The 18271-nt window shown below is 47.2% G+C and carries 13 protein-coding genes; 4 read left to right on the plus strand and 9 right to left on the minus strand.

Features of this window, described 5'->3' with window-relative positions; translation table 11 throughout:
- Position 1: 1 nt before the first annotated feature.
- The 6 genes from OEZ43_19945 to OEZ43_19970 all read right to left on the minus strand — a co-directional run bounded on the left by OEZ43_19945 (position 2) and on the right by OEZ43_19970 (position 5407).
- A complete protein-coding gene (locus OEZ43_19945) occupies positions 2-415 on the minus strand; it encodes a hypothetical protein (protein MDH5547857.1) in 414 nt (137 codons plus the stop codon).
- On the minus strand, positions 412-912 hold the full coding sequence (locus tag OEZ43_19950) for a type II secretion system GspH family protein (GenBank protein MDH5547858.1): 501 nt from the start codon (positions 910-912) through the stop codon (positions 412-414). The genes OEZ43_19945 and OEZ43_19950 overlap by 4 nt, the downstream gene beginning before the upstream one ends.
- 209 nt (positions 913-1121) lie before the next feature.
- Positions 1122-1550, minus strand: a complete 429-nt coding sequence (locus tag OEZ43_19955) for a prepilin-type N-terminal cleavage/methylation domain-containing protein (protein ID MDH5547859.1) — start codon at positions 1548-1550, stop codon at positions 1122-1124.
- A gap of 362 nt (positions 1551-1912) precedes the next feature.
- Positions 1913-2356 (minus strand): prepilin-type N-terminal cleavage/methylation domain-containing protein, encoded by a 444-nt coding sequence (locus OEZ43_19960; GenBank protein ID MDH5547860.1) that lies wholly within the window; start codon positions 2354-2356, stop codon positions 1913-1915.
- Between the two features lie 123 nt (positions 2357-2479).
- Positions 2480-3715 (minus strand): type II secretion system F family protein, encoded by a 1236-nt coding sequence (locus tag OEZ43_19965; protein ID MDH5547861.1) that lies wholly within the window; start codon positions 3713-3715, stop codon positions 2480-2482.
- A 9-nt stretch (positions 3716-3724) separates the two neighbouring features.
- A complete protein-coding gene (locus OEZ43_19970; protein ID MDH5547862.1) occupies positions 3725-5407 on the minus strand; it encodes a GspE/PulE family protein in 1683 nt (560 codons plus the stop codon).
- Positions 5408-5655: 248 nt separating this feature from the next.
- On the opposite strand from OEZ43_19970, the gene OEZ43_19975 reads away from it, so the two are divergent.
- On the plus strand, positions 5656-6093 hold the full coding sequence (locus OEZ43_19975) for a hypothetical protein (GenBank protein MDH5547863.1): 438 nt from the start codon (positions 5656-5658) through the stop codon (positions 6091-6093).
- Between the two features lie 97 nt (positions 6094-6190).
- Here OEZ43_19975 and cysK read toward each other — a convergent pair whose 3' ends face one another.
- The 3 genes from cysK to OEZ43_19990 all read right to left on the minus strand — a co-directional run bounded on the left by cysK (position 6191) and on the right by OEZ43_19990 (position 9860).
- Complete coding sequence (gene cysK / locus OEZ43_19980; protein MDH5547864.1) at positions 6191-7255, minus strand: cysteine synthase A; 1065 nt, start codon at positions 7253-7255, stop codon at positions 6191-6193.
- 428 nt (positions 7256-7683) lie between these two features.
- Positions 7684-8265, minus strand: a complete 582-nt coding sequence (locus OEZ43_19985) for a DsrE family protein (protein ID MDH5547865.1) — start codon at positions 8263-8265, stop codon at positions 7684-7686.
- A 542-nt stretch (positions 8266-8807) separates the two neighbouring features.
- Complete coding sequence (locus tag OEZ43_19990) at positions 8808-9860, minus strand: hypothetical protein (protein MDH5547866.1); 1053 nt, start codon at positions 9858-9860, stop codon at positions 8808-8810.
- A gap of 353 nt (positions 9861-10213) precedes the next feature.
- Here OEZ43_19990 and OEZ43_19995 point away from each other — a divergent pair, with 353 nt between their 5' ends.
- The 3 genes from OEZ43_19995 to OEZ43_20005 all read left to right on the plus strand — a co-directional run.
- Complete coding sequence (locus OEZ43_19995) at positions 10214-11614, plus strand: tetratricopeptide repeat protein (GenBank protein ID MDH5547867.1); 1401 nt, start codon at positions 10214-10216, stop codon at positions 11612-11614.
- 59 nt (positions 11615-11673) lie between these two features.
- Positions 11674-13611 (plus strand): FecR domain-containing protein, encoded by a 1938-nt coding sequence (locus OEZ43_20000; protein MDH5547868.1) that lies wholly within the window; start codon positions 11674-11676, stop codon positions 13609-13611.
- Positions 13611-18271: hypothetical protein (locus tag OEZ43_20005; GenBank protein MDH5547869.1), on the plus strand; the 4661-nt coding region annotated here is incomplete at its 3' end. The genes OEZ43_20000 and OEZ43_20005, both read left to right, overlap by 1 nt.

Raw genomic sequence — 18271 nt, forward strand, 5'->3', positions numbered from 1 at the left:
ATTAATACACCAGATAAAAATACAAACTGGCTTTGGCCTGTGTCGCCGTTGCATTGTTTACTGCCACTGTCACCAGATCACATCCGCCCGAACCTGCCGGACAATTACCAGCGCCAGCCGCATCAGACGTAATGTTGAGTGTTTCCTGAGGTGAAGTAAAACCGGGAATAACAGGATCGTCGCATACTGTTAATGCGGGAGTAGCGGTAATTACGCCGGTTCGACGTTGTTGCAATACAAACTCGGCACACGCTCTCGCCAAACTATGGGCCTGAGTCAATTCCTTATCACTGATTTGCGTACGTGAGACATGCAAAAACGCATTGAAAAAAGGCACGGCAACAATACCCACTACGATGATGATAATTACCAGTTCGACCAGGGATACGCCTTGTTGTCTATATCCATGTATCATAACTTCACCACGGTGACATAGCCGGACAAAGGAACGACGCGAATTTCATAACTGACACCACTCTTGGTGAGTGTAAACACGGTGTCAGCACTGATGATACTTCCAACGATATCTATTGGACGTCCGAAGCTATCGAAGTAAAGGGTTTGATTGGCGCTAAAGACGATACCGTTAACCAACGTCGCAGTGAAATCGTTGCCGTTTCGTGGATCTTTTATCACGGTTGCCGCAGCGCTGCATATTTTTCCCGCGTAGCTGGATTTGCTCAAAACCTGATACTCAGCGGGCGCGGTTGTCGCGGCGATAGTCAGCTGACACCCCCAATGAATAGCCAGTGATTGGGTGTGGCGTATATCTGCAGCGAATGCCTCTGCCTGTTGGCTAAGGGTAATGCTTGACGTATTTACCCGTGTGGTCGCAATGGCCACTAAAATACCGATGACGACGATGCTGATGATTAACTCGATCAGGGTAATTCCATGCTGTCCTGATTTCATCGTATGTCCTTTACCCATCAAACAGAAAAGCCAGATGAGATTCCTCCCAACTGGCCTTTGTCTTTTTCGAAAATTCGGCGAGGCTTTAAACGCAAGTCAACTGGTAAGTATTATCTGCCTAACTTTCACCGACCGTATGATTTTGCTTCGTACAGACTACGCCCGCTCGTCCATCAATCTCCTGCGCTGTAAAAGGTGAACAGTTAATGTTAGTTCAGATTGACGCAGGGATCAGCGACCACAGGAGCAGCATTAACTGCGCCTTCTTTCATAGAAAATAATTGATCGGCGCCAGCAGCAACCGCGGTAACGCAGTTGGCGTCCGCGTAAAACTGGTATTGAACATCGGCATTCGTGTCACCATCAAAATCGGCAGAGTCACAAATACCGTTCGCCGCGCCACATGTCATATCGATAATCTTGCTGATGAATGTCGTCCAGGTCGGTGTATCCAGATCGGCGGCTACGGAAACCGTGTAGGCAGACATCACGCCTCCACGAGTACCCGCTTGCGCCGCTGCGACGGCGTCGGTTTTCAAATCGACAAATCGCGGCGCAGCAATGGCCGCAATAATCGCTAATACGATTATGATGATAACCAGTTCTATGAGGGTCATACCTGATTGCTGCTTCTTCACACTCGTTACCCTTAAGCCACGTATTCCATCTTCTACTCGCGTATCCCCTGAAATTGGTATTGGAGATTACGTTAGTTACATTCTTAAAACTAATTAACGACACAAGTTACCGAATACCTTAGTGAAGCGGCCTAAAAAAACAAAAAATGTGACATATTCGGCAATTTTTTCACTTTAAAAAATATCGAATGGACGAATGGAACAGGTTTTAAAAGAAAAATTGTAGCCTTTTCAAAGAAGAAACCTATGTTTTAAAGATGCAAACAGGGATTACGACTGAATTGTTGTGATCAGCTTTGAGCTAACTATTGCCAAGCATAGTAAGCACATTTGTTATTAGAAAAGCATCTGAAGAAAAATGACTAGCGTAGTTCGATACAGGCGTCAGCGGCGATGGGTGCGGCGTTTATCGCTCCCAGGCGAAAGGCAAATACCAGATCGGCACCTGCAGCAATGGCAGTGGTACATGTTGCGTCTGAATAGAATTGATATTGAAGATCGGCGTTGGCGCCCACATCGGTATCGAAATCTGCCGAATCGCAGATGCCGTTCGCAGCGCCACAGTTCATGTCTATGATTTTACTGATATATGTGGTCCATGTCGGAGTACCGAGATCTGCACCAACAGAAACGGTATAAGCCGACATCATACCGCCACGCGTCCCTGCCTGAGCGGCGGCAACGGCGTCGGTTTTGATGTCTACAAATCGGGGCGCAGCGATGGCGGAAATAATCGCCAGCACAATAATGATGATGACCAGTTCGATCAAGGTCATGCCCGATTGCTTTTTATGACTTTTCCCCATTAAATCTAAAACCTTAATTATTACGACTAAACCGAATCTTGCTCCGGCACTAATATTAACGACACGTTTTCATATTTATTTAGCCAATATCTCACAATTATTACGCAAGCCTGTGAAAAGAAGTCATTTTATAGCGCCTAGCAGACTGATCATGGGGAGAAATACACCCAGCGCCAGAATGGTCACAATGACGGCGATAAAGATAATAATAAGCGGCTCCAGGGCGGCAGAAAGCATCTTGATCGACTGATCAATCTCCCGTTCATAATATTCCGCTACCTCTGTGAGCATTTCATCCAGGGTTCCTGACTCTTCGCCGACATGAATCATTTGAATCACAATTGAGGGAAATATGCCTGCATGTGTAGCCGCGCGGGTAACACTTTCACCACGCTCTACCCGTGAGTGCATCGTCGCGATCTGCTGCTCCATATACAGATTGCCGACCACAGGACCAATGATTCTGAGACTTTGCTCCATAGGCACGCCAGCGCGATAGGTAATCGACATCGCATGAGCGAATCGACTGACGCTGCTTTGCTTAAGCAAGCTGCCCACAACGGGAATACGGTATTGTCGACGGTGCCAGAAGAAGCGACCTTCGTAGGTGCTAAGCCAGGCACGCATCAGCACAATAAAACCAAGCAGACCACCCGCCACGTAATAGCCATACATGCGCGTATATTCAGAAAATGAAATCAGTATGCGCGTCGCAATCGGTAGCGTGGCGTTGAAGTTTTTGTACAGCTCGACAAAGGCCGGTAACACAAAAAGATTCGCCACAACCAAACCAATGGTAACCACAATCATAACGGTGATGGGATACATCAATGCGGATTTTACTTTGTCCCGCGTGTCTTTTTCTTTTTGTAAGTAGTAGGCAATTGCACTGAAGATTTCATCCAGCTTGCCAGAGGTTTCACCTATACGTACCAAACTAATATATAGCCGGGAGAAAACATCATTTTGTCTCTGCATCGCGCCGGTGAGGTCGTAGCCTTCATCAAGACTGCGCCGTATACCTTGTATTGCTTTTTTCAGACGTTTGTTTTCACTGGTCTCGACCAGTCCATCGAGGGCGCTTAGAATCGGTACCGAGGATTTGGTAAGCGTATACATTTGCCGACTGAAAAATATCAGGTCATCAATTTTGAGTTTGTTGCGACCAAACCCTATTGCAGAACCAGACTCTCGCCCGTTATCTTTCACATGCTGCGGAGGCACGTCAGCATTAATGGCAATAGGTATAATACCGGAGGCTTGCAAATGCTTCGCGACAGCTTCCTTGCTATTGGCCTCAAGTTGACCAATCACTTTTTGCCCGGAGCGATTTCTTCCCTGATATCTAAAGATTGCCATCGTCTTCCTCTACGAAAGTCCCAGACGTATGACTTGTTCGACCGTCGTAATTCCCTTGGCGGCCATTTGTAATGCCGTTGTTTGCAGGCGCTTAAACCCCTTTTGTTGTCGCGCCAATTCTGCGAATTTGTCGATATCGGCTGCCTGAATGGCGCGCACCAGCTCAGGTTCCATCATCAGCATTTCATACACCGCGACACGCCCCGAATAACCCAGGTTCTGACATTTTACGCAGCCGCTACCCTGCTTGAAGGCAAGCCCGTCGATTTGCTCACCCCAGATTGAACGCATCAATTCCGTTTGTTTTTCATCCGGCTGATAGTCCTGGCTGCAATGTTTGCAGATTCGTCGCAAAAGACGCTGCGCCAGGATACCCTGTAACGACGAGGCGATTAAATAGGGTTGTGCGCCCATGTCGAGCAAACGGGTTATGGTAGAAATCGCATCGTTGGTATGTAGCGTGGACAAAACAAGATGACCTGTCATTGCGGCCTTCATACCGATTTCGACGGTCTCCTTGTCGCGCATTTCACCAACCAGAATGATATCCGGATCTTGCCGCAAGAACGTCCGCAGCACATCGGAGAAATCGAGCCCGATTTTTGGATTGACCTGTACTTGTATAATTCCGGGTAAGCGATATTCGATGGGATCTTCCACCGTGAGTATCTTGACATCCGGCTTGTTGATTTCGCTAAGCGCGCCGTAGAGCGTTGTTGTTTTACCGCTACCCGTAGGACCGGTAACCAGCAACATACCCTGGGCGGCAGAAGTCAGCTTTCTTACCTGCTCCAGTATGGCGCCCGTCATTCCGGTTTGTTCAAGATTGAGAATATCCTTTGATTGATCAAGCAAGCGCATCACGGCTGACTCGCCGTAATAGGCTGGCACCGTCGAGAGACGAACATCGATATCCGAATTTTTTATTCGTATCTGAAAGCGCCCGTCTTGTGGCAATCGTTTTTCCGAAATATCCAGACTGGCCATCAGCTTTAGGCGTGAGATCAAGGCAGCACAAAGTTTTTTGTCTGCCACTGCCTGCTCGGTTAACACACCGTCCTGACGCAAACGGATAGTGAATTTTTCTGCTCCCGGTTCGATGTGAATATCAGAGGCGTTTACCGCAATAGCGTCTTCAAACATGGTATGTAAAAACTTGGCTACCGGTGTCTCTCCGGTATTGACCGAGGTTTTTTCTTCCTTTACTGCATTGGCTTCGAGGTCGCGACCCAGTTCCGCAGCAAGGCCACGAATTTCAGAACCACGTCGGTAAACACTTTTAATGGTGTGCGTAATATCCTTACGCGGACCAATTGACGTAACAATGCGTTTGCCTAAAATTCTGGTCAGTTCATCGTAAGCATGTATATCGGTTGGATCGTCCATGACGACTTCAAAATGGGAATCGGTTTCGGCATAAACGAGACAGTTGTAATGACGGGACAACTGCTCCGGAAATTTTCTGGAAACATTGGGATTTAGCTTTAATTCGTTGAGATTGATTTTCGCGATGTTTAGTTGTTTTGCCAGTGCCTCAATCAAGGCATCTTCGTTAAGATGTCCGCCTGACAGCAGTTCCTGGCCGAGTTTTCGTCCAGATTTCTTCTGGGAATTCAGGGCGAGCTTGAGTTGCTTTTCGGTGATCACACCGCTTTGTAGCAACAGCTCACCCAACCGGAGACTTTTTGTCATGACTACCCGAGTCCAAAGAGGTGAATTTGCTATAGATACCAAGGGAGTAGCGACAAACCCGGATGTTTTCTTGAATCCAACCCTGTGGACGGATTTCCGCAGGTATAGGAACGCTTATGCTGAGAATATCGCGTATATTCTTTAACTTACCTCAGACCAAAAAGCGATGCCCTAATCCTGATTTAAACAAGTCTGCCTAGACTGGCGAAGCACAAGCGCCAAAAATAAGAATACGGGAGGAAAATGGCATGTTTTGCCAGCAAGGCTATACGAGCACGCAGATTCTGGCGGCGCTGCTAACCCTGGGCGTTATCTCCTCAACTTCCCTTCCCGCGCTGCAGCAAATCGTAAGCGAAGCGGACTACCACGCGTTGGCGCGAGCAAAGCAAGCACTACATAGCGCCATACAAGTGAATGCGACACTCGCACATGGCGTGGGTAAAACAATCGAGATCGACGGTGAAACGATTTTGACACGCAATGGTTATCCCCGAGCCTATTCCGAAAATCTACGCCGCTTAGCCACGCTCGAGGGTTTCGATATAGACGCGGAAGGCGATAAGGCTCGCATTTGGTCGCCAGGTCGACACTTCTGCCTGATCTACCAAGAACCCGCGCAAGATACCAACAAAACGCAATATCAACTGTCAGCGATTTATTCGGCTACAGAAAAGGAATGTGTTTAAGCAAACCGTTACACGTAGTGATCATCCGGCAAACTTATTGGACTTACTGAAGAGATGTGACAACGAGGCAAAAGCGCAACTCGTTGTCACTATGCTTTTAGGCTTCAAGCGCGACGACGGGCTCAAGGCAATAGTTGGGGGTCGAACGAGCAATTTCCAGTTCGGCCTCATTCATATCTGCCCCTATGTCACCAAACAAAGGCGTAGACAAGTATCGTTCTCCGGTGTCTGGAAGCATACACAAAATGTTGCTTCCTGCCGGTGCGGTTCTCGCCACTCTTAACGCGCCTGCCAGGGTTGCCCCTGCAGAAATACCAACAAAGATACCTTCTTTTTGCGCAAGGTCTTTGGAACAACGCATTGCGTCGGCGTTTTCAATAGCGAGTAACTCATCAAAGCTGTGACTGTCGATCACTTCTCTCACCAACTCAGGTATAAAATCCGGCGTCCATCCCTGCATGGGATGGGGCGTAAAACTTGGGTGCGTAATATCGAGGCCATTCTCGTCATGAGGTTGCGCAATACCACTGGCAATTAATTGTGCCGATGCAGGCTCGCACACGATGATCCTGGTATTCGGACTCCTTTCACGGAGTACTCGCGAAACCCCGTTGACGGTTCCACCGGTGCCGGTTCCACTCACCCAGTAATCGAGTGAAATATCGGCGAAGTCTTCAAGTATCTCTTGTGCCGTGGTACGCATATGCATTTCCGCATTCGCTGGATTTTCGAATTGTTTGGATTGCCACCAACCATGTTTGCGCGCCAGTTCATCGGCCTTGGCCACCATACCGGTCCCTTTCGTTGCGGCAGGAGTCAGTATGACTTTTGCGCCCAGAAAGCGCATCAACTTGCGCCTTTCGACGCTAAAGGACTCAGCCATCGTGATAACCAGCGGATAGCCGCGCTCGGCGCAGACCATGGCCAGGCCAATTCCTGTATTCCCGCTGGTCGCCTCTACGATGGTTTGACCTGGTTTCAACACGCCCCGCTTTTCCGCATCTTCAATAACACCAAGAGCCAGGCGGTCCTTGACCGAGCCCATAGGATTAAACGATTCCGCCTTAACAAACACATCTACACCTTTTGGCGCCAGCTTGTTTATGCGTATCACTGGGGTATTTCCCACTAGTTGTAGAATACTGTCGTATCTCCGCGTCACATTTCTCTCCTATAAAGATGTTTTCGCCAAAACAGCGATGGATGATTCCTAATTATTGCGTTACTGATTCTGACAGTCGCAACGTTCTTTATCTGTGTATCTGTCCCTGATTCATTGATTATAGCTATAGACCTTAACGATATGCCAGCAGCGAACTAGGCCAACAAATATTGACGCAACTCACCTGCACCTCAAGGGTGATGGCCACATTGGGTTCCAATCATTTCCGGCATGGCAATCCGGCATAGTTTGTAATACAAACAATATCTATCAAAATACTATTTATGCACAAAAAGAAAAGTGTATTAAGTTGGGAGGGGGTATTCTGAGCGAATTTTTATAAGTGAGGATATGCGTCGTTTTATCCATAACTGTCGATAAAAAAAGTCCTGTTGCATGAACAGGACTTTTTTCCGAGATGTCGGTTTTTACGGCTGGACGTAAGTGTAGCCCTGGCTCTGGAAATCCGATACTGCTGTCAAACCGGCGGTAACAAACTCAACACCCGCTACGATTTCGTTGGTTACATTACCCTGAGTCAACAAACCCTTGCTGATCAAAGATCTCGCAGCATTCTGACACATATAGAACTTAACACCTTTGTCTATCAGTTGAGTCACCTTACCTGCGAATGGATTATGTGTAGTATTGCTTAACATAAGCGGCGCACCAGCGGTATGTGCAATAACGGCTAATTCATAGTCACGACCGACTTGCATGCCGTGGGTAATTTCGTAGTCCTTAATCATGGAAAACAATTGTTGCAAGCCATAAGGACGTGTGCACTCAGAATTTGGCACGTTATCCATGCAATATGCATTTACTTGCATCATTAGCTTTACGGACTTTTGGTTGTCAAGGCAGTGTGTTTTCTCTGCCGCACCGGGTCCAAATTCATCATTCAGTGACAAATTGTTTACCAGTCCGACTACGCAGCCTTCATCGGCTGAAGCGGTATTGACAACACCCAAGACCAGGATCGCTGTGACGATCAACAGTACCTTTTTCATCAGAATATATCTCCGTTATTAAATTATTTTGGAGCGCAATCTATCCTACGACATTGTTTCGCACTTATAACTGTTTTCTAAAAAAACACTAAGAATTAAGCCAAGATAGTTAAAGGAAAAACAACGACATATTCCGGCAAGCAGCTCCGTACTTATACTTCATCCATATTACAAATACACGGCGTTATCCATGCAGATAAGACCATTAACGTGGCTTTCACCTAGCCTCGTCAACGCGGCGAATCCTAGTGAAATATAAAATCCCTGTCAACGAAATATTTCCGTTATCTGTCTCGAATTAATTTTTCGCATATCGCTACTGAAAAAGACAAAATAACCAACAATTATGGTTTGTCAATATCTCCAATTTTTCTCATCACGGTATCAATATTTTGTGGCTGCTGTAGTGAATATTTGATTTATATTTCTGACATCTAAAAATAAATACCTTAGTATTTCATTTTTTTTCATTTCACAGCGATTGCTAGCATGAAACTGTCTTGACGGTTTAAGTAGGCATTTTTACTTGAGTGTGATGTTAACTAGCCCATACTCGACAGCGTTTTCATAAATCGCTTTGGGTTGTCGCTAAATTCATCAAGTGCGTTCTGTACGCCGTTTTTTTTCATGTAGTCCAGTGAATGTTGGAATTCCGGAAGTTGCCTGCTCAGGCTGTTAGCATGTCTTGACAATTCTTCATCTCGCTCGTCAATTCCTCTTTCATGCAGAAAGTGTCTCGCCAGAATCACAGCGGCCGCCTCTGTCACCGTCTCACCGGAAAACCTCGCTATCGACTTCGCCTGTGCGCTATCCAATTTTTCTTTCAACTCACCCGCGTATTTCATCGCAGGGGTATGCGTAATCATGTGCAACAACTCGGAAAACGGCGATATCAGTGATGTCTCACCTCGGATAACATAAATGAGTCTCTGATCTGGATTGAAAATATCGCCTACGGAAGAATTCACGTAATGGATAGCGCGATTGACAGCTTGAGCATTAATCAAATGGGGTTCCAAAAGATGACCTTTTGCGTCAACCGCATTCACCCGCAAAACAAAATATGTGTGTTTTCCGACAAGCGCGTAGTCACCGTCAACATCATCGAAGTCCATATTGATGTCTAAACGCGCCCAACGCATATTCAATTCATCAATGTCACGAATGGTGTGATTTAAATACGTTTGAACCGACTGACAATATTCAATTAGTGGCTGCACAACAGAACTTTTATCAGGAACGCCATAGTGTTGATATGACCACGATAATCTATATTCTTCGTGCCATGCCTGGCCTGAGTTCATAAACTCCTCCTGCAAAACTCGGAGGGCATTCTGATACTCCGGCGTAGTCTCATCCATCGCGGGCAATGGCATCTCTCGATGCAATGCCACAAAGACCTCCTCTACATAAGGACCATCAATACGTGGTCCAAATCCACTTTTATCGACAAAAGGTAATTTTCGCGAAAATAATTTTTGTGTGGATTGTTGCGTGGCAAAACTGGTTGGGATGGGTGATATAAACGCTGCCAGACCTAGTCCCATTGCTTTGACTAGTCTTCTGCGGCTTATGAGGTCTGCCTGGTTCGCCATTCAACATGTCCCCCGATGTTAAATTGTTCAATGGAAACCCTGATGCACTCTGGTTTCACGCGATTTTTGGCAATACTGAATATCTTAACGACAGGCCTGCTTTCTCCTTTAATGCTGTCGCTTCTCGCATATAGTTACAGCTTGAATATAAAGACAATGACTACTTTTCTTGAGGAAATGATCTGCGCTTCCGTGCAACCATTAGTGTTGTCTCATCAAATTTTATGCCGGTTCACAAATTCTAATTCCCTTGTTTTTGCTTAACTAAATAGTTCTTTTGAATTAAGCAACACGCGCTATTTCATTCAAATAGTTAACTTTTTCGTCTTTGAACCGATAAAGAAACATCAGCTATGAACAATAGGTTTCACTCAAGATATGCAGGGGAGTTTGTGGTGTTAGTCCTTGTTAGTGGAAAAAGAATAACGGGAATGGTCTTAGTGGCTTTTTTCATTCTATTTCAAGCCGCTTTCGCCGAAACAAGCACGCCTGAGACAGCATCCAAAACCGATGCTGAAATCTTGAAATCTGCGAAACAACTGGTTCAACAAGGTGAATCGGAGCAGGCCTACAAGCTATTAATACCACTGGAAGAAGCGTACTCCGGTGAGCCCGCATATGACTATTTGTTAGGCGTCGCGGCACTGGATAGCGGCAATGCGAGTTACGCTGTATTCGCGCTTCAGCGAGCACTTGTCGTTAACACGAAGTTTGTTGGCGCAAAAATCGATCTGGGTCGTGCCTATTTCAAGCTTGGCGAATTTGACAATGCGGAAAAGGAATTCCAATCCGTACTTGCTGCCAAGCCCTCGCCGAAAGTGACGTCTTTTATCAATGACTACATCACACGCATCAAACAAGGAAATCCCGCACGGAATAAATACACGCTACAGCTATATATCGATAATAGTGCCGGTTACAGTTCCAATGCCAATAGCGCGACTGAGCTGGAGTCATTTCTCGGCCTGGATCTGTTGGATATCAATCGAAAATCACCGTCCCTGTTTTCATCCACAGGTGCCGGTATGAACTATAGCTATGCCATATTGCCAGCAATTTCAATGGTCGGTGTCATGAATGTTCATCGACGCGCCTATGAACAAACAAGTTTTATCGATAGCACAGCAATAGATGGCAGTTTGTCTCTACGTGGTCTATACGGCAAACACCTGCTCAATCTCACGTCTGGCTATTTCCGTTCATACATAGATCGTAACTACAGTGGCGACAACAAAAATGGCATGCTCTCCTGGATGTGGATGTTAACCAAGCAATTCAACATTACCAGTTTCTACCAGTTTTCCATGATACGCGCCGCGATTCCAGACTCGCCCACAGACACCAATACGCATACAGCGGTAATGTCTGCCTCGCTTGCCTCAGAACTCAGTTTTATTCCAAACATCAATGTGTCTCTCGTCGGTAGTAAGGCAATAGCCGAAGTTGCTGCATCTCCCTACGGACGACTCATGAATGGTGTTCAATTTTCACTCAGTAAATCATTGAAGAACGCGTACTCTCCAGTATTTGCATTGAGCGGGCGCGCGTTCATTAATGAATATGATGGTCTCTTTAACGGATTTGTTCGATCAGACGTTCAAAAAGGAATATCGGCGCAGATAACGCTTGTTCCCATTAGTTCAATCACGACCGGAATTACAGTGGGTTATAGTCAAAATACTTCCACTGTTTCCCTATTCTCTTATTCAGGATTCGAGGCGACGCTCAACGTCAGATGGGCATTCGACAAATGAGACATTTAAAAATCACGAAAACTCTTCGAATTGTTTTTATGCTAATTTTGTTTAGCGTAATGACAAATAGCGTCTTTGCTCAGCAGTCAGACGAGGCTATCGGAAAGTTCGTTTTCGTTATAGGTAATGTTTCAGTCGAAGACAGTCTTGGAAAAACACGAAAAGTAAAAAAGGGATCAGAGCTAAACGCTGGCGATGCCGTGGTTACCGGAAACAATGGCATGGCACAGATACGCATGATCGATAAGGCTTTCGTCTCTGTACGTAAGGAAAGTCGATTTGTAGTGGACAGCTACAACTTCGGAGTGCGCGCCGAGGAACGCGAGAGCAAACTCAAACTGGTCAAAGGTGGCTTTCGTACTATTACCGGCTTAATCGGTAAAACAAACCGAAACGGATACCAACTCAGTACACCCGTCGCCACGCTGGGCATACGTGGTACAGATTACGCTGTGAATCTTTCGCCTAAGGGCGATATTTTCGTCGGTGTACTTGCCGGTGGCGTGACGGTAAAAAACCGCGCCGGATCTCTCGATCTGAACCCCAATCAATACGCCCATGTAGAAACCGCAGATAAGGCACCGCGTAGCGTGCTCAAACCGGATTCTCTCCTCTTTGACAGCGAGTCATTCAAAAAGGAAAAAGAGGAACTGGAGGAGAACGAAAACACAGACTCTGCCGATGGAGACGCCAAGGAGTCCAATGCCGGCAAGGAGTCATCAACGTCGGAATCGGCCGACGACGATACCGACACTAATGAAAATAGTGACGAACAAAAAGCAACTACCTCTGCGCAGGCAGACGGCGATGAGTCTGAAGATGACACCACATCTGATTCCACGAAAAGCACCCAACAAACAGGTGCCAGCGATGACGTACAGGATGGTGATGACGATCAAACCACGGTAGCAACAAACGGCACAGATACGACATCCGGCTCGGAAACAGATTCATCATCTGTGTCTTCGGATACTGCGACGACGAACGACAGCACTGTTAGCGGGGAATTTGGATCAGACCTCAGTCTAAGCGAGGGAGAAAGTCTTACACTGGAGTCATCCAGCGGCGATTTGCTAGTCGGTTCAGACATGATGACGAATACAGGTGAAACATCGCCTGAAGCCACTCTGCTCGATGAATCCGCCGCCTTAAGCGATGTCGTAAAAGACGCAGGCACCGATGAGGCTCTGCAAGACGTATTGGAAAGCAATTTTAAAGAAGTCAGCGTTTCAAACACCGGCAAAAGACGCATGATACTCAGCGGCACTTCCTTACTCAATCCCAATGAGCTTGCGATAAACAATCAGGTAATTCCTGCAAGCAGCAACAGCTCAGGTCTTCTGACAGGCTTCTATATCACACGAGAACCTAGCCTGGGTTCACCAAATGTTGTGGAGACGATTTCAATCAACACTGCTGCGCAATTCGATGCGGGCCATGATCCGGAGACCAATCTGACATGGGGGCGCTGGGCCGAAGGCAGCGTGACGCAAACGCTAATGAATATATCTGAAACGAAAGATGTCAATCTGGGCGCCAATAGCCTGCATTGGATTTCGGGAATCGATAACTCTGAAATCACTTCGCTGCCAATTGAAGGCTCAGCCTCGTATCAACTGATCGGGAATACAAACCCTACCGATAATCATGGCAATGTGGGTGTACTCGGCAGTGCCACCCTGGATGTGAATTTCACCACCCAAACCGCAAAGAGCACATTAAATATTGGCATTAACAATCAATCCTGGAGCGGTAGCGCAAACGGACTCAACATCAGCAACGGCCAATTTTCCGGGAGTGTGTATGTACGCGCCACGGATAACGCGAGTGGTTCAACCGTTGTAGGCAGTGGTGCAATACTCGGTGGGTTCGTAGGACCAGTAGATACCAACACCAAGATTCCCGGCGGCGCGGCGATGTCATATCAGCTCAATGCGGCGCCAGCCCAGGTAGATACCAATGTTTCGGGTGTCGCAGCGTTTGGAGTTAAGAAGTAATGATGACAACGCATACAGCAATAAACTCTACCAGAAAATTCTTAGCTGCTTCAGTCGTAATTCTGATCTCGCTCACCTCTGCGTGTAATATCGATTTAGGCTCACCAGCGTCTGAAATCGAACAGCAGACACCTCAGAAAATCAGCGGCGCAGTAATCAAAGGCGCAGTGATTGGTGCAACCGTACGCATATTTAACCTGGATGCTTTTGGCAATATTAGCGGCGCTATGGTAGCGGAAACCGCGACGGACCTGAATGGAAAATGGCAGACTGAAGTCATCCCTTCTTCGACAACACGTTTGATAGAGGCCAGCGGTGGATATTTTATTGACGAGACCGATCCACAAACAGATATCAATCTAAAACGCAAAGTCACTCTCGCGGCGGGTCAAGTCATCTATGGATTACTTCCAGCGCAATCGAAGAGCGCGCCGGTCAGTATGCTGACCCATGCACTGTATATAAAAGTAAAAAACAATGTGGCCAAAGTCGGTACTTTTGAGCACGAATTTTCCAACATAAAAACCAACGCAACCACCGCACTTGGTTTCAATCCCTTTGTTGTCGTGCCTACAAACCCAATACAGCCGGACGCCACGGCAAGTGCGGAAGCGCTGAAGTACACCTTACTCATCGGTGGTCTGGCCCAGACCGGAAACAATATTGCCACGCGTGTCAATCGCGCCAAAATTGATTACGAAGTTTACTCCCGTCTGATTGATGATCTACAGGATTGTAAAGTCAACGGAAAGAAAAATTCGACAATACTGACCGTTACTAACGGACAACTGAATGTTATCATTCCCAGTGACGTAAGCGTCACTCAGCAGACGCGTATATTTGGAAATAACAATTATTACGCCTACCAGACTGTTCCCCTACCGACCTTCGATCTGTCTCCTGTGTGCCAGTTTACACCATTGGTTCACAGCGGTACGGATGAAGTCGTACTCAGTATCGATGGTCAAAAGGCGACGAAGTATCTTGAAACGCCGGATACCGGTAGCGCTGGCGATGTCATCATCAAGGGAACTTACGATAAAACGCTTGTTCCCGAAGCACTGACTGTATCACTTTTGCGCAACTTCAATGGAACGGACTACGCCACCCAACTCCATCTTTATATAAAAAGCACGACACCGGGTGAATACCAACTCGGTACGTCGGCTGATGCGAAATTTGTTTCCTCGGGCGCCACTTATAGCCATAGTCCTGGAAATACGGCGGGAACGATTATAGTCGACAATTACGGAATTGCGGGCGGCGACGTCATCGGAAGATATCAGTTCACGCTTTGCCGCGATGGTTATGACTGCACACTGAAGGCAAACATCAAAACTTTCGCCGGTCACTTTACTCTCAAGCGCGATGCGGACATCACAACGAAACCCGATGGCACTCAGGCCTTGCCGGTACTCATCAACCAAATACCTTATACGTCTACTGGAACGGGCACACTCTATTCTGCCGTTTCGGCAAGTTCCAGCTACTATCGCGTACAGACTTTCGCCAGAACACAGACTGTTATCACACTGGATAACCTCAGTGATGACATAGACCTTTATGTTTTCAATGATTCGGGATTCAGTGCATTAGTTTGTAGCTCAACGGGGCCACATGTTTCCACCGCCAGTTGTACAGCGCTAACGAATAGCGAAACCTATCTGTATGTACGCGTGGACTATGCCGGCTTGGGCACAGGTTCCAATTATGATATTTCTGTTGATTACCTAGACAGCGCGAGCATAGATGTCAATACAGGTGGCTCTACTACGTTTGTCGAAACTCAGTCCAATCCGGCGCTAGCAAACATTGGTGATGTTACCGTACGTGGTTTCTACAACCATGTAACGACGCCACAGCGTACCGAGTTGTGGCTACATCACAGTCACGACGGCATTACTTATCAGGGCGAGTTGATGCTAGCCTTTAATGCCTCAGTTACCGGTTCTTACAACCTGTTAACCAATACCGCAACGGCGACCTATATAGACAGTGGCATTACTTATATTGACGACAATATCAACGCCAATGGCAGCATCAATGTCAGTCAATATCAGAATATGCTCGGTGGAAAGCTTGTCGCCAGTTATATTCTTCATTTATGTAAACAGGGTGCACCGGACTGCGTAGCGCTTGGAAACTTTGTCGATCTCACCGGCACGTTTACGGTAAAACAGGATGCCGATCGTTATTTTGTTTCTGAAGGATCCGTTGTATCGCCAATGAATCTCGGCGCGATTCCCTACGATTCGTTGATCGCCCAACAGACACATGAAACCACATTCAGTGGTGCAAGTTACTATCAAATTGCAGTAGGCGCCAATGCGGACTATTCCATCGGCCTCAAAAACATATCGTCTGATGTCACACTGGAAGTCTACGCTGATAGTGGCTATACGATACTCTTGTGTTCGTCGAGCACAGGAATCAGCGAAGAAAATTGTGCCTATTCTCGTGGTGGAACATCAGGCAATCTGTATATCAAAGTCGTCTATTCCGGCGCAGGTGAAGGCAGTACTTTCGATATGAGTGTTGAGCGTGACTATCTCACTCACGATATCGACAATTCAGGCATACCAACTACCTATACTGAAACATATAACCATCCCTCGCTCGCAACGGTAAGTATGGACGTAGTTGTCGATGCATACTTTGATCACACGCTGGAACCGACCATGCGAACCACCGTGCGTATGCGAACAGACTATTCTGTGGGCGAATTCTTTACTGACTTGCAAATCAAATTCGCGGGTACGACTACAGGTGTTTTCACTGTATCGTCTGGTAGCGTGTGGGCGAGCAAATTGTTTGCAAGCCAGGAATATAATTCACAACACGCTAGTGCCAGCGGTTCGGTAAACATAACCCGTTATACCGGAAGTGCTGCCGGCAGCGATGGCATTATCGAAGGTTATTATAATCTTACCCTTTGCCTGGTCGGTTCAGACTGTTTAAGTCTAAACAAGAAAAATTTTTCCGGAGAATTCAAGATCACGCGCAACGCCGATCGTTTTTACATTTCCAATGGAAGCGGCGCCACTCCAGTTGTTCTACCATTTGGCACTTTCTATGATTCATCAAGCGACCCTACCAGCGACTGGATGGCGGCCGCAGGTGGCGCGAGTTACTACTCATTTTCAGGAACTCCAAATAGTGATTATCGTATCACTGCTTACAATATTAATACCGATGCGCGTCTGACTATCTATCTGGATTCTGGTTTTCTTTTTCCTGTATGTACGGCTGACGAATTCACGAACAATTTTGACGAAGTGTGCGCTGTCAGAACCGGCCTCGACAGTATGATCTACATTAAGGTAGAGCACCCCGGTGGATTCGAAGGCACGACCTACGATTTAAAAATAGAGCGCGACATCTTCGACATCGACGTCAACTACCTCGGTCCTATTTCATATATCGAAACCCAGTCCGATCCATTGTCGATTACCTTTGGCGACATCCATGCGTCGGCCTTTTTCAATCACACCACCGAACCGACTATGCGCACCGATGTGTTACTGCGTCGCTACTATAACGGTGCTGGATTCGACGAAGACTTACGCCTGTCTTTCGTGACGCCAACGCCTGGCAACTATTCGCTCCTCGGTGGCATGGCCTCGGCCTCATACAACCAGTTTGGTACCATCTATGACAGCAATCACGCCAGTGCCTCGGGGAATATTAATATCACCCGCTATACCGGTAATGACCTGGGTGGTAACGGCCTGATCGAAGGCACGTATAATGTAACGCTGTGTATACCCGGCTCCGATTGTTCCGCGGGCTTTATGGTCAACCTCAGCGGCAGCTTTAGCGTTACCCACGATGCTGATAAGTTGTATGAAACCGTTGGCTCCACACCGGGCAGTCAAATCAACCTCTTCGGTCCGGTTTACGACTCGACACTCGACGGCATGCTCACGCCTATGCTTGCCTCCGGCGAGGCCAGCCACTTTGTCTTTAGCGATTTAGCCAACGCCGACTACCGCGTGCGCGTCAAGAACATCAATACCGACGTGCGTCTGAGTTTGTACAGTGATGCCAGCTATACCTCACTGATCTGTACGTCAAATGAACCGGGATTCTTCGATGAGTGGTGCGCGATACGCAGCAACGGCAGCAACTCAATTTATATCAAGGTCGACTACCCTGGCGGCGTTGACGAAGGCGCCACCTTCGATCTGGAAATCGCCCGCGACATCTTCGACATCGACGTCAACTACCTCGGTCCTATTTCATATATCGAAACCCAGTCCGATCCATTGTCGATTACCTTTGGCGACATCCATGCGTCGGCCTTTTTCAATCACACCACCGAACCGACTATGCGCACCGATGTGTTACTGCGTCGCTACTATAACGGTGCTGGATTCGACGAAGACTTACGCCTGTCTTTCGTGACGCCAACGCCTGGCAACTATTCGCTCCTCGGTGGCATGGCCTCGGCCTCATACAACCAGTTTGGTACCATCTATGACAGCAATCACGCCAGTGCCTCGGGGAATATTAATATCACCCGCTATACCGGTAATGACCTGGGTGGTAACGGCCTGATCGAAGGCACGTATAATGTAACGCTGTGTATACCCGGCTCCGATTGTTCCGCGGGCTTTATGGTCAACCTCAGCGGCAGCTTTAGCGTTACCCACGATGCTGA

It is taken from the genome of Gammaproteobacteria bacterium (assembly GCA_029881255.1).
Lineage (GTDB): Bacteria > Pseudomonadota > Gammaproteobacteria > S012-40 > S012-40 > JAOUMY01.